We start from the raw sequence: 13363 nt of genomic DNA, 5'->3' as shown, positions 1-13363 counted from the left end.
AAAAGATCAGCCAGTGCTTTTCACTATATAAACGCCTATATTTGGCGAGAATTCTCGGCAAAAACCCTTTTCACGGAGGCGCATCACCTGTGCGTACCAACACCCAGACCAAACGTGAGCTGGACAAGATCGACCGCAATATCCTGCGCATACTCCAGGCGGACGGGCGCATCTCCTTCACCGAGCTGGGGGAAAAGGTCGGCCTCTCCACCACGCCCTGCACCGAGCGGGTACGGCGCCTGGAGCGCGAGGGCATCATCATGGGCTATAACGCCCGGCTCAATCCGCAGCACTTGAAGGGTAGCCTGCTGGTGTTTGTCGAGATCAGCCTCGACTACAAATCCGGCGACACGTTCGAAGAGTTCCGACGCGCCGTGCTGAAACTGCCTCACGTGTTGGAATGTCACTTGGTGTCAGGGGATTTCGACTATCTGGTGAAAGCACGGATTTCCGAGATGGCTTCGTACCGCAAGCTGCTGGGGGACATCCTGCTCAAGCTGCCCCATGTGCGTGAATCCAAGAGCTACATCGTGATGGAAGAGGTGAAGGAGAGCTTGAACCTGCCGATTCCGGATTGAGCCTGGCTCCGGACCGCTTTCGCGAGCGGGCAGCATTCCCACGCGAAACATGGGAACGATCTCACTAGACTAGAACCTGCCGATTAGCAGCCATGTATTCATGAATCTGCTTCTCGACCCGCGGATGAATCAGTTCCACCGGCCGCCGTCCATTGGGACACGGCAAGGTCGCCGTGGTGCCGAACAGCCGGCAGATCAGCGGGCGCTCGTCGTAGACGGTGCAACCGTCAGGCCCCAAGTGCACGCAGTCGAGTGCGTCCATGGCCGCGTCCTGTTCGGCCCGAGTCTTGCGGGGCAAGCGGGCCATTTCCTCGGGCGAGGTGGTCACCGGACCACAGCAGTCATGGCAGCCCGGTACGCACTCGAACGAGGGAATCTGCTGGCGTAGCGTGCGGATTTTTTGACTGTTGCAGCTCATCGAGGCGGTTACCGAAGGAGACGGTCCAGGATTCTGCCTTAAAAGCCGCGCACCAGACAGCGCCAGCCGACCGGTGTTGCCCAGTAAGGAATCGCCAGCTTATGCTCCGTAAAATTTCTCAAACACAAAAATCAGGATTACGCACATGAACGCCCGTGTTCAGCAACCTGTCCCGAGCCACGCGCACGCCGCCTCTTATTACGCCGCCAGCAGCCTGCCGCAACCGGACCATCCGCTGCTGCAGGGTGAACTGCTGGCGGATGTCTGCGTGGTCGGCGGCGGGTTCTCCGGGTTGAACACGGCCATCGAACTGGCGGAGCGCGGCATGAGCGTGGTGCTGCTGGAAGCGCACCGGATCGGCTGGGGCGCCAGCGGGCGCAACGGCGGCCAATTGATTCGTGGCGTCGGCCATGGCCTCGATCAGTTTGCGCCGATCATCGGCGCCGACGGCGTGCGCCAGATGAAGCTCATGGGCCTTGAGGCCGTGGAAATCGTCCGACAGCGCGTCGAGCGTTTCCAGATCCCGTGCGACCTCACCTGGGGTTACTGCGACCTCGCCAACAAGCCCAGCGACCTGGAGGGCTTCGCCGAAGACGCCGAAGAACTGCGCAGCCTGGGTTATCGCCATCCGACCCGACTGCTGCAAGCCAACGAAATGCACAGCGTCGTGGGTTCGGATCGCTACGTCGGTGGGTTGATCGACATGGGCTCGGGGCATCTGCATCCACTGAACCTGGCCCTGGGCGAAGCCGCCGCCGCGCAACAGCTGGGGGTCCGGCTGTTCGAGCAATCGGCGGTCACACGGATCGACTACGGTCCTGAAGTGAAGGTGCACACCCAACAGGGCTCGGTCCGCGCCAAGACGCTGGTGCTGGGCTGCAACGCTTACCTCAATGGACTCAATCCGCAACTGGGCGGCAAAGTGCTGCCCGCTGGCAGCTACATCATCGCCACCGAACCCTTGAGCCAGGCCCAGGCGCAGGCGTTGTTGCCACAGAACATGGCGGTCTGCGATCAACGCGTGGCCCTGGACTACTACCGGCTTTCGGCGGATCGACGCTTGCTGTTCGGCGGGGCCTGTCACTATTCCGGTCGCGACCCGCAGGATATTGGCGCCTACATGCGTCCGAAGATGCTCAAGGTGTTCCCGCAATTGGCGGATGTGAAAATCGATTATCAATGGGGCGGGATGATTGGTATCGGCGCCAACCGTTTGCCACAGATCGGTCGGCTCAAGGACCAACCCAATGTGTATTACGCCCAGGCCTATTCCGGCCATGGGGTGAATGCCACGCACCTGGCCGGCAAACTATTGGCCGAAGCCATCAGCGGGCAGCACAGCAGCGGTTTCGATCTGTTCGCCCAGGTCCCGCACATGACCTTCCCGGGAGGCAAGCATTTGCGCTCACCGCTGTTGGCGCTGGGGATGTTGTGGCATCGGTTGAAAGAGTTGGTTTAGTCCTGGATCCGGTGGCGAGGGAGCTTGCTCCCGCTGGGCTGCGTAGCAGACCTTCTTTTTGCGGTTGCTGCGCAACCGAGCGGGAGCAAGCTCCCTCGCCACCGGGTTCCTATTGCTTCAAAGCCGCCAGAACGGTTTGAGCCCCTCCTCCCGTGCCTGCTCCCGACTCAGCCCGATGTCACGCAACTGTTCGGGTGTAAGTTCCAACAAGGCCTTGCGTGTATGCAGACGATGCCAGAACAGGGCCCAGCGGTTCAGGCCGGACGGCGCATTGCGCAATGTCGCGCTGCGCAGCCCTTTCTTCCGCCCTGCCGCCAGTTCCTGACTGTGTAACGTCAGCCGCACATCGCTCAAGCCGTTCATTTTGATCGCTCCTGTTTACTTGGGTAGCCAGAGGTTTCATGATGCGCGGACGGCTTGAAGCGATACAGATTCAACCAGTTTCTTTTATAAGCATACAGATTCGGCATTAGCGGCACTGAATTGCCATTTTCCACCCCAACTGTATTGGTTGCAGTTGCCTCATCTCATCGGGAGCGCACCATGACCCTCTACGTGAACCTCGCCGAATTGCTCGGTACCCGCATCGAACAGGGCTTCTACCGCCCCGGCGACCGGCTGCCATCAGTGCGGGCATTGAGCACGGAACATGGGGTCAGCTTGAGTACGGTGCAGCAGGCCTATCGCGTGCTGGAAGACAGCGGGCTGGCGATGCCGAGGCCCAAGTCCGGCTATTTCGTACCCGTGGGCCGCGAACTGCCGGACCTGCCGGTGGTAGGCCGTCCGGCCCAGCGCCCAGTGGATATTTCCCAGTGGGACCAGGTGCTGGAACTGATCCGCGCCGTACCGCGCCCGGACGTGGTGCAACTGGGACGCGGCATGCCGGATATCCATTCGCCGACCATGAAACCGCTGCTGCGCAGCCTGGCGCAGATCAGCCGCCGACAAGACATGCCCGGCCTGTATTACGACAACATCTACGGCAACCTCGCGCTACGTGAACAGATCGCCCGGCTGTCGCTGGACTCCGGCTGCCAGCTGGGGCCCAACGACTTGATCGTCACCACTGGCTGTCATGAGGCCCTGTCGGTCAGCATCCGCGCCACCTGCGAACAAGGCGATATCGTCGCAGTGGATTCACCCAGCTTTCACGGGGCCATGCAAACCCTCAAGGGCCTGGGCATGAAGGCTTTGGAAATCCCCACCGACCCGCTCACCGGCATCAGCCTCGATGCCCTGGAACTGGCGCTGGAGCAATGGCCGATCAAGGCCATACAGTTGACTCCCAGCTGCAATAACCCGCTGGGCTACATCATGCCCGACGCTAATAAACGCGCGCTGCTGACCCTGGCACAGCGCTTCGACGTGGCGATCATCGAAGATGATGTGTATGGCGAGCTGGCCTACACCTACCCTCGCCCGCGCACCATCAAGTCCTTCGATGAAGACGGCCGCGTCCTGCTCTGCAGTTCTTTTTCCAAGACCCTGGCGCCAGGACTGCGCATTGGCTGGGTCGCGCCGGGCCGGTATCTGGAGCGGGCGCTGCACATGAAATACATCAGCACCGGCTCCACCGCGCCACAACCGCAGATCGCCATTGCCGAATTTCTCAAGGGAGGGCATTTCGAACCCCATTTACGCCGGATGCGTACGCAATACCAGCGCAATCGCGACGTGATGATCGATTGGGTCAGCCGCTATTTCCCACCGGGCACCCGGGCCAGTCGCCCGCGGGGCAGCTTCATGCTGTGGGTCGAATTGCCGGAAGGCTTCGACACGCTGAAGCTCAATCGGGTCCTGCTCGACCAAGGCGTGCAGGTCGCTGTCGGCAGCATCTTTTCGGCATCGGGCAAGTACCGCAACTGCCTGCGGATGAACTACGCTGCCAAACCAACGGCCCAGATCGAAGAGGCCGTACGCAAGGTCGGAACCGCCGCTATCGCGTTGTTGAACGAAACCCAGCGCGACGTCGTCTGAACTTTACCCAGGGAAGCAGCACCCAACAGCCGATCAACGTGAACAAGCGGAACGATCCTACGTGAGATCCAGACCGATCCTGCCTGCGCTGCTGTTAGTCGCCTCACTGCTGAGCGGCTGCGCCAGTCTTGATGTCACTCGCGAGCCCTCCCAGGCCTTACCGGCCGCCGAATCTTCGTTCGGCCGCTCGGTCCAGGCCCAGGCTGCCGCCCATGAAGGACGCTCGGGCTTTCGGCTGCTGTCGGACAGCACCGACGCGTTCATCGCCCGGGCCGAGTTGATTCGCCACGCCCAAGGCAGCCTGGATTTGCAGTACTACATCGTCCATGACGGCATCAGCACGCGGATGCTGGTGGATGAATTGCTCAAGGCCGCCGACCGGGGCGTGCGCGTACGGATATTGCTGGACGACACCACCAGCGATGGCCAGGATCAGATCATCGCCACCCTCGCCGCTCATCCGCAAATCCAGATCCGCCTGTTCAATCCGCTGCACCTGGGACGCGCTACCGGCGTGACTCGCAGCCTTGGGCGCCTGTTCAACCTGTCGTTGCAACACCGCCGGATGCACAACAAGCTGTGGCTGGCGGACAACAGCATGGCCATCGTCGGCGGTCGCAACCTGGGCGATGAGTACTTCGACGCCGAACCCAACCTGAACTTCACCGACATCGACCTGCTCAGTGTCGGTCCGGTGGCCGAACAATTGGGCCACAGCTTCGACCAGTACTGGAACAGCGCCCTGAGCAAACCCATCGAACAGTTCCTGTCCCATCGCCCCACGCCCAAGGACCTGGCCAACAACCGCCTGCGCCTGCAAGAGTCCCTGGAGCAGACCCACAAGGAAAACCACGCGCTCTACCAGCAGCTGACCGCCTACAAAACCCAACCACGCCTGGACACTTGGCGCGATCAACTGATCTGGGCCTGGAACCAGGCACTGTGGGACGCGCCCAGCAAAGTGCTGGCCAAGGACGAACCGGACCCTCAACTGTTGTTGACCACCCAACTGGCCCCCGAGCTGACGGGTGTCAGCAAAGAACTGATCATGATTTCCGCCTACTTCGTCCCCGGCCAGCCAGGCTTGGTGTATCTGACCAGTCGCGCCGATGCCGGCGTGTCGGTGAGCCTGCTGACCAACTCCCTGGAAGCCACCGACGTGCCCGCCGTGCACGGCGGCTATGCACCGTACCGCAAGGCCCTGTTGCAACATGGCGTGCGCCTGTTCGAACTGCGACGACAACCGGGCGACACCGGCAGCAGCCCGCACCTGTTCTACAGCAAGTCCTACGGCCAATCGGACTCCAGCCTGCACAGCAAGGCGATCATCTTCGACCAGCAGAAATCGTTCATCGGCTCGTTCAATTTCGATCCGCGCTCGGTGCTGTGGAACACCGAAGTCGGCGTGCTGGTGGACAGCCCTGAACTCGCCAGCCAAGTGCGCGAACTGGCCTTGCAGGGCATGGCGCCAGCCCTGAGCTATCAGGCCAGGCTGGAGGATGGAACGCTCGTCTGGACCACCGAAGACAATGGCCAGACGCACGACCTGAACCGCGAACCGGGCAGTTGGTGGCGCCGATTCAATGCCTGGTTCAGCACGACGATCGGGTTGGAGCGGATGCTGTAGGGGCACCCCGCTGTTGTGGCGAGGGAGCTTGCTCCCGCTGGACTGCGAAGCAGTCCCGGCTTTTGCGGTTGCTGCGCAACCGAGCGGGAGCAAGCTCCCTCACCACAGGGGTTTGGTGTGCTCAGGCCGCCTGTGTCGCCCCGAATGCCCCCTGGCGCAACAGCAGGATCACCAGGCCAAACGCCCCTGCGGCCATGAACAAAGGCAGCGCATGCCCGCTGATCCACTGACTGCCCGCCCCCGCCACCAGCGGCCCGATCAGGCAACCAAGGCCCCACAGCTGCGCGATGTGAGCGTTGGCCCGCACCAGCGCATCGTCACGGTAACGCTCGCCGATCAGGATCAGCGACAACGTGAACAAACCGCCGGCACTGGCGCCGAACAGTACCCACAGCGGCCAGATCAACAGGGTATCGATCAACAGCGGAACCGCCAGGCTCGATAACGTCAGCACCACTGCACAGCCCGTCAACAGCGCCCGACGAGACACGCGATCGGCCAGGGCACCAATGGGCAACTGCAACAGGGCATCACCGACCACCACGGTGCTGACCATCGCCAGCGCTACGTCGGCGGTGAAGCCCTGGCGCAGGCAATAGACCGGCAGCAACGTGAGGATCATGGCCTCGAACGCGGCGAACAACGAGACCGCCCAGGCAATCGCCGGCAAGCCCCGGCAAAACGTCCACAAGTCGCCAAACGTAACGCTGCCAGCCTCGCTGCTCGGCGCACCGCTACGGCCCAGCAACAGTAAGGGTGCGACCAGCAGCAAACCGACACCCACCCAGAACCCGTAGTCATGAGCGGTCCCCAGCGCGCCCAGCAGCAGCGGGCCGGACAACTGGCTCAAGGCGTAGCTGCTGCCGTACAGCGCCACCAGTCGCCCACGCCATTTCTCAATGACCAGTTGGTTGATCCAACTCTCACCCAGAATGAACACCAAGGTCAGGACCACGCCAATCAACAGGCGCAGCAGCAGCCAGACCGGATAGCTGGGCAGCAACGCCAGCAACCCGATGGACACCGCGCCGCCCCATAGGCACAGACGCATCAACGCTGCCGTGCCAAACCGCGCCGCCAGCCGGCTGGACACCTTGGCCCCGAGCAACACCCCCACGGCCGGCATGGCGGCCATCACGCCAATGGCAAACGAGCCATAACCCCAGCCCTCCAGGCGCAGCGACACCAGCGGCATGCTCACACCCAAGGCCAGGCCGACACTCAGGACAGACGCCAACACGGCGAAATAGGTCGCCCAACGCATTTCCACGCTCCTGTGGACAGTTATCAATCCCAAGCGCCACCCAAAACATTGTGGGAGCGAGCTTGCTCGCCATAGCGGCGCGACATTCAACAAAGTCGTCGACTGTCATACCGCGATCGCGAGCAAGCGCGCTCCCACAGGGGATGTGTGTCTACCGCAAATCTTCCGCTCCCACAAAAGGGATCAGAGTTTGATCCAGGTCGACTTCAGCTCGGTGTACTTGTCGAACGCATGCAGCGACTTGTCGCGACCATTACCCGATTGCTTGAAACCACCGAACGGCGCGGTCATGTCGCCGCCGTCATACTGGTTGACCCAGACGCTGCCGGCACGCAGGGCCTTGGCGGTCAGGTGGGCCTTGGAGATATCCTTGGTCCATACCGCCGCGGCGAGGCCGTACGGCGTGTCGTTGGCGATCTCGATGGCCTGCTCGGCGGTGTCGAAGGCAATGACCGACAACACCGGGCCGAAAATCTCTTCCTGGGCGATTTTCATCGCGTTGCTCACACCGTCGAAAATCGTCGGCTCGACGTACGTACCGCCCGTTTCCTCAAGGATGCGTTTGCCGCCGGCCACCAGTTTGGCGCCGTCGCTGTGACCGGCCTCGATGTAGGACAGCACGGTGTTCATCTGCTGGGTATCGACCAGGGCGCCGACATTGGTGGCCGGGTCCAGAGGGTTACCAGGCTTCCAGCCCTTGAGGGCTTCGATCACCAGTGGCAGGAACGTGTCCTTGATGGAACGCTCCACCAACAGCCGCGAGCCGGCAGTGCAAACTTCGCCCTGGTTGAAGGCGATGGCGCTGGCGGCGGATTCGGCGGCGGCTTGCAGGTCCGGGGCATCGGCGAACACGATGTTCGGGCTCTTGCCGCCGGCTTCCAGCCAGATACGTTTCATGTTGGATTCGCCGGAGTAGATCATCAGTTGCTTGGCGATCTTGGTAGAGCCGGTGAACACCAGCGTATCGACGTCCATATGCAGGGCCAGGGCCTTGCCGACGGTGTGGCCATAGCCTGGCAGCACGTTCAGCACGCCTTTCGGAATGCCGGCCTCGATCGCCAGTGCGGCGATGCGGAGAGCGGTCAGCGGGGATTTTTCCGACGGTTTGAGCACCACCGAGTTACCGGTGGACAGCGCCGGGCCGAGCTTCCAGCAGGCCATCATCAACGGGAAGTTCCAGGGCACGATAGCGCCCACGACACCCACCGGCTCACGGGTTACCAGGCCCAACTGATCGTGCGGCGTAGCCGCCACTTCGTCGTAGAGCTTGTCGATGGCTTCACCGCTCCAGCTCAAGGCTTGCGCCGCGCCGGGAACGTCGATGTTCAGGGAATCACTGATCGGCTTGCCCATGTCCAGGGTTTCGAGCAGGGCCAGTTCTTCGGCATGCTGCTTGAGCAGGCCGGCAAAACGAATCATGGTGGCTTTGCGCTTGCTGGGTGCCAGGCGCGACCAGACGCCGGAACTGAATGTGGCGCGGGCGTTTTCGACTGCACGCTGGGCGTCGGCGACGTCACAGCTGGCGATCTTGCCCAGCAGGCGGCCATCGACCGGGCTGAGGCAATCGAAGGTTTCGCCGGACACCGCATCAGTGTACTCGCCGTTGATGAAGGCGCGGCCCTCAATCTTCAGGTCGCGGGCGCGTTGTTCCCAGTCGGCACGAGTCAGGGTGGTCATGCGTGTGTCCTCCTCTTATTGAGTACGAACGCCGCGCGGTGCGCAGCGCTCAAAAGTATTCTGCCCAACCAGCCTGGTTTCGGCGCCGTTTTCGGCATAGGGCACCCGCCACCCTAAACCAGCGGCTGGTCATGTTTCAATATATTTGACACAACGCGGGCAAACGACCTTGCGATGTTCGTTTTAATAAACATAGACTCGAAGCCTTCCAAGCGATCACTGGGGATCACCCGCATGAGCATTCAGGACATCGTCGATTTCAGCCAGGCCAATACCACCGCCGAACGTTATCGCCCGGACCCGGCCAAGGTGTTCAAGGGCGACCCCGAGCAAACCGTGTTCAACCATTACAGCAGCCCCTGCGGGCAAATGAACGCGGGCGTATGGGAAGGCGCCGTCGGTCAGTGGACGGTCAATTACACCGAGCATGAGTATTGCGAGATCGTCCAGGGTGTTTCCGTGCTGCGGGACGACGATGGCAATGCCAAGACCCTGCGGGCCGGCGACCGCTTTGTGATCCCAGCGGGTTTCCAGGGCACTTGGGAAGTGCTGGAGCCGTGCCGCAAGATTTACGTGGTGTTCGAGCAGAAGGCTTGAGCCTCGCCGAAAAAGAAGCTGACACTCTATCGCTGGTAAAGACCAGCGCAGCAGATAAGACTGCTCACGGGCATCACGTATTTTATCGTCGCAACGGCACGCACAGGACGTGCGGCCAACCGACAGGTGAGCGCCCTGACCCTATCACTATTGCAAGGAGGCAATATGCCCGTCGTACCCGATCAATGCGATCTCGCCATCGCCCAATACACCATCGGCCAAAAATGCACCCCTCAATTGCTTGAAGAGGTTCGCGCCTTGGCCAATGGAGCCCCCGTCCGCGCCACAGGCCCGAAATATCCTTCGAGCTGGGACCTGCGTCCGCGACGGATCAACCTGCACACCGACGCCGACAGGATCATTGTCAGCATCAACTGCGGCTGACCCCCTCGTCGCTGACCACACAATCCAAGCGCAACAAAAAAGGCCCGTATCTCGCGATACGGGCCTTTTTCGTAAGAAGGGAAAAATCAATTACTTGATTTTGCCTTCCTTGTAGATCACGTGCTTGCGAACAACCGGATCATATTTCTTGATCTCGATTTTGTCCGGAGTAGTACGCTTGTTCTTGTCGGTAGTGTAGAAGTGACCAGTACCGGCGCTCGAGATCAAACGAATCAATTCACGCATGATTAGCTCCCTTAAACCTTGCCATCGCGACGAAGTTCGGCCAGCACGACACTGATGCCACGCTTGTCGATGATACGCATGCCCTTGGCAGATACGCGCAGACGCACAAAACGTTTCTCTTCTTCAACCCAGAAGCGGTGATGCTGCAGGTTCGGCAGGAAACGACGACGGGTTTTGTTGTTTGCGTGGGAAATGTTATTCCCAGTCACCGGACCCTTACCGGTAACTTGACAGACTCTCGACATGCCTCAGCCCTCTAAAACCACATGCCCAACCCGGCATGGGTTGGCCGCTTAATCTCTCAGTCATTTGGCGCCAGGCGCCGCGTTTCTTTAAGGGTCTTACCGGCTACACCTACAGTGAAGGAACCGGGCCCCTAGAAAAGAGCGCTGCTTTATACCAGAAAGACCACAGCGCAACAACAGCCGATGTGATTTGTCTTCATGGCGAATCATCGACCAACCGCCCCGGGCGGCGGGGGCAGAGGCTGGCACAGCACCTTACCACTCGTCGCTGCATGCAGGTTTTTTTCATCTGTGGCGATTTTTAGTCCATCCACGTGTCGGCGCAGAGTGCCGGAAAATGCAAAAAGGGGATAGTCATTTAGCGGCGAGCCCACTAGGGTAGGCCTTTTCCAGACTGCACTCGCAGATGGGCCTTCGACTTGCACAGGAAACCGACCATGCGCCTCGCTGCCCTACCATTGTTGCTCGCCCCTCTGCTGATCACCCCACAGGCCTTGGCCGCCGCCCTGAGCGTCTGCACCGAAGCCAGCCCGGAAGGGTTCGATGTCGTCCAGTACAACTCCCTGACGACCACCAACGCCTCCGCCGACGTGCTGATGAACCGCCTGGTGGACTTCGATACCGCCGGCGGCAAAGTGGTCCCCAGCCTGGCCGAGCGCTGGGAAGTCTCCACCGATGGCCTGACCTACGTGTTCAAGCTGCGGCCACAGGTCAAGTTCCACCACACCGACTACTTCACGCCGCGCCGCGACCTGACCGCCGAGGACGTGAAGTTCAGCTTCGAGCGCATGCTCGATCCGGCGAACCCCTGGCACAAGGTGGCGCAAAGCGGTTTCCCCCACGCCCAGTCCATGCAACTGCCGGCGCTGATCAAGAAAGTCGATGCGCTGGACCCGTTGACCGTGCGCTTCACCCTCGATCACGCCGACTCGACCTTCCTGGCGACGTTGAGCATGGGTTTTGCCTCCATTTACTCGGCCGAATACGCCGATCAGTTGATGAAGGCCGGTACGCCGGAAAAGCTCAACAGCCTGCCGATCGGCACCGGCCCGTTCATTTTCAGCCGGTTCCAGAAGGACGCCTCGATTCGCTACAAGGCCAACGACGCCTATTTCGGCGGCAAGCCTCAAGTGGACCCGCTGGTCTTCGCCATCACGCCGGATGCCAATGTGCGCCTGCAGAAACTGCGTCGCAACGAATGCCAGATCGCCCTGTCGCCCAAGCCGCTGGACGTACAAGCCGCCAAGCAAGAACCTACGCTGAAGGTCGAGCAGACCGACGCCTTCATGACCGCATTCGTGGCCATCAACAGCCAGCATCCGCCGCTGGACAAGCCTGAGGTGCGCCAAGCCATCAACCTGGCCTTCGACAAGGCCAGCTACCTGAAGACCGTCTTCGAAGGCACCGCCGAAGCCGCCAATGGCCCCTACCCGCCCAACACCTGGAGCTACGCCAAAAGCCTGCCCGGCTACACCCATGATCTGGCCAAGGCCCGCGACCTGTTGGCCAAGGCCGGCTTGAAGGAAGGCTTCCAGACCACCATCTGGACCCGCCCTTCCGGCAGCCTGCTGAACCCCAACCCCAGCGTCGGCGCACAACTGCTGCAATCCGACCTGGCGCAGATCGGCATCCAGGCCGAGATCCGGGTGATCGAATGGGGCGAACTGATCCGTCGCGCCAAGGCCGGCGAACATGATTTGCTGTTCATGGGTTGGGCCGGCGACAACGGCGACCCGGACAACTTCCTCACGCCACAGTTTTCCTGCGCGGCGGTCAAGTCCGGCACCAACTTCGCCCGCTACTGCAATCCCGACCTGGACAAACTGATCAGCGCCGGCAAGACCACCGGCGAACAAGGCGTGCGGGCCAAGCTCTACGAGCAGGCCCAGGCCCAGATCCAGCAACAGGCCCTGTGGCTGCCCCTGGCGCACCCGACCGCGTTCGCCCTGACCCGCAAGGATGTGCAGGGTTACTCGGTCAGCCCGTTTGGGCGGCAGGATTACTCGAAGGTCAGGCTCAAGCCGTAAGCTGCAAGCTGCAAGCTCAAGAGCAGATCACACCCGGCTCTGAACTTGCGGCTTGAAGCTGACAGCTTGCCGCTGCCTCACATCCACCCACGCTCCGCCATGGATAACGGCTCCCCATCGCCAACGATGACATGGTCGAGCACCCGCACATCGATCAGCTCCAACGCCTCCTGAAGCCGTTCAGTGAGCACCCGGTCGGCCTGGCTGGGCTCGGTGTTGCCGGAGGGGTGGTTGTGGCACAGGATCAACGCGGCGGCGTTGTGGGCCAGGGCGCGCTTGACGACCTGCCGGGGATGGACACTGGCGCTGTCGATAGAGCCGCGGAACAGCGCCTCGAAGGTCAGCACCTGGTGCTTGGCATTGAGAAACAGGCAACCGAACACCTCGTGGGGTTCGTGACGCAGCATCGATTTCAGGTACTCACGCACCGCGAACGGGCTTTCCAGCGGGGTCTTTTCCCGTGCCCGTTCAGCCAAATGCCGACGACTCATTTCCTGAGCCGCTTGCAGCTGGGCGAACTTCGCCGGCCCGAGCCCCATATGATTACTGAATGTGATCTGATCGGCTTCAAGCAGCGCGCGCAGGCTGCCAAATTGAATCAATAGTTGTCGCGCCAGATCCACCGCGCTTTTGCCCGACACGCCGGTGCGCAAAAAAATCGCCAGCAGCTCGGCGTCCGATAGACTCCCCGCCCCTAGCGCCAATAACCGCTCCCGTGGCCGCTCGGCCGCGGGCCAATCGCGAATACTCATGGCATCTCCCTGATTGTGGGCGCCGCTGTTCCATAGCGGTCGCTGTGATATCGTAGCCCATCTTTTTTGCAGGCGATTTGCACCCTGGCAGCTGCTGCCAAGGGGTTCGTCT

The 13363-nt window shown here is 61.3% G+C and carries 14 protein-coding genes; 7 read left to right on the top strand and 7 right to left on the bottom strand.

The features are described from left to right. Positions 1-89 precede the first annotated feature (89 nt). Entirely contained in the window at positions 90-578 is a 489-nt protein-coding gene (locus TK06_RS22020) for an Lrp/AsnC ligand binding domain-containing protein (RefSeq protein WP_003206849.1), read from the top strand. 64 nt (positions 579-642) lie between these two features. Here TK06_RS22020 and TK06_RS22015 read toward each other — a convergent pair whose 3' ends face one another. Beyond that, the gene (locus TK06_RS22015; protein ID WP_063323814.1) at positions 643-996 is read right to left on the bottom strand and encodes a YkgJ family cysteine cluster protein; all 354 of its coding nucleotides are present in this window, start codon (positions 994-996) and stop codon (positions 643-645) included. Between the two features lie 145 nt (positions 997-1141). On the opposite strand from TK06_RS22015, the gene TK06_RS22010 reads away from it, so the two are divergent. Continuing rightward, positions 1142-2455, top strand: coding sequence for an NAD(P)/FAD-dependent oxidoreductase (locus TK06_RS22010; protein ID WP_063323813.1), 1314 nt, complete (start codon positions 1142-1144; stop codon positions 2453-2455). Positions 2456-2572: 117 nt separating this feature from the next. On the opposite strand, the gene TK06_RS22005 is transcribed toward TK06_RS22010, so the two are convergent. After that, on the bottom strand, positions 2573-2818 hold the full coding sequence (locus tag TK06_RS22005) for a DUF1127 domain-containing protein (RefSeq protein ID WP_063323812.1): 246 nt from the start codon (positions 2816-2818) through the stop codon (positions 2573-2575). A 180-nt stretch (positions 2819-2998) separates the two neighbouring features. Between TK06_RS22005 and TK06_RS22000 the strand changes: the two genes are divergently transcribed. Together TK06_RS22000 and TK06_RS21995 are read left to right on the top strand one after the other, a co-directional pair. Continuing rightward, positions 2999-4432, top strand: coding sequence for a PLP-dependent aminotransferase family protein (locus tag TK06_RS22000; RefSeq protein ID WP_063323811.1), 1434 nt, complete (start codon positions 2999-3001; stop codon positions 4430-4432). A 61-nt stretch (positions 4433-4493) separates the two neighbouring features. Next, a complete protein-coding gene (locus tag TK06_RS21995; RefSeq protein ID WP_063323810.1) occupies positions 4494-6059 on the top strand; it encodes a phospholipase D family protein in 1566 nt (521 codons plus the stop codon). 121 nt (positions 6060-6180) lie between these two features. On the opposite strand, the gene TK06_RS21990 is transcribed toward TK06_RS21995, so the two are convergent. Beyond that, positions 6181-7323, bottom strand: coding sequence for an MFS transporter (locus TK06_RS21990; RefSeq protein WP_063323809.1), 1143 nt, complete (start codon positions 7321-7323; stop codon positions 6181-6183). 183 nt (positions 7324-7506) lie between these two features. After that, positions 7507-9000: an aldehyde dehydrogenase gene (locus TK06_RS21985; RefSeq protein ID WP_063323808.1), complete on the bottom strand. Its 1494-nt coding sequence runs from the start codon at positions 8998-9000 to the stop codon at positions 7507-7509. 234 nt (positions 9001-9234) lie between these two features. Here TK06_RS21985 and TK06_RS21980 point away from each other — a divergent pair, with 234 nt between their 5' ends. Both TK06_RS21980 and TK06_RS21975 read left to right on the top strand, forming a co-directional pair. Next, positions 9235-9597 (top strand): cupin domain-containing protein, encoded by a 363-nt coding sequence (locus TK06_RS21980; protein ID WP_063323807.1) that lies wholly within the window; start codon positions 9235-9237, stop codon positions 9595-9597. Positions 9598-9762: 165 nt separating this feature from the next. Beyond that, positions 9763-9981 (top strand): peptidase inhibitor, encoded by a 219-nt coding sequence (locus TK06_RS21975; protein WP_063323806.1) that lies wholly within the window; start codon positions 9763-9765, stop codon positions 9979-9981. A 90-nt stretch (positions 9982-10071) separates the two neighbouring features. On the opposite strand, the gene rpmG is transcribed toward TK06_RS21975, so the two are convergent. Further along, the gene (gene rpmG, locus TK06_RS21970) at positions 10072-10227 is read right to left on the bottom strand and encodes a 50S ribosomal protein L33 (protein ID WP_003177274.1); all 156 of its coding nucleotides are present in this window, start codon (positions 10225-10227) and stop codon (positions 10072-10074) included. Positions 10228-10238: 11 nt separating this feature from the next. Next, entirely contained in the window at positions 10239-10472 is a 234-nt protein-coding gene (gene rpmB, locus TK06_RS21965) for a 50S ribosomal protein L28 (RefSeq protein ID WP_003177273.1), read from the bottom strand. Between the two features lie 437 nt (positions 10473-10909). Between rpmB and TK06_RS21960 the strand changes: the two genes are divergently transcribed. Beyond that, positions 10910-12499: an ABC transporter substrate-binding protein gene (locus TK06_RS21960; protein WP_063323805.1), complete on the top strand. Its 1590-nt coding sequence runs from the start codon at positions 10910-10912 to the stop codon at positions 12497-12499. 77 nt (positions 12500-12576) lie between these two features. Here TK06_RS21960 and radC read toward each other — a convergent pair whose 3' ends face one another. Continuing rightward, entirely contained in the window at positions 12577-13251 is a 675-nt protein-coding gene (gene radC, locus TK06_RS21955; protein WP_063323804.1) for a RadC family protein, read from the bottom strand. Between the last annotated feature and the right edge of the window lie 112 nt (positions 13252-13363).

It is taken from the genome of Pseudomonas fluorescens (assembly GCF_001623525.1).
GTDB classification, from domain to species: Bacteria; Pseudomonadota; Gammaproteobacteria; order Pseudomonadales; family Pseudomonadaceae; genus Aquipseudomonas; species Aquipseudomonas fluorescens_Q.
Note: the sequence above shows the minus strand (reverse complement) of the source record. Positions and strands in the feature narration are given on the sequence as shown.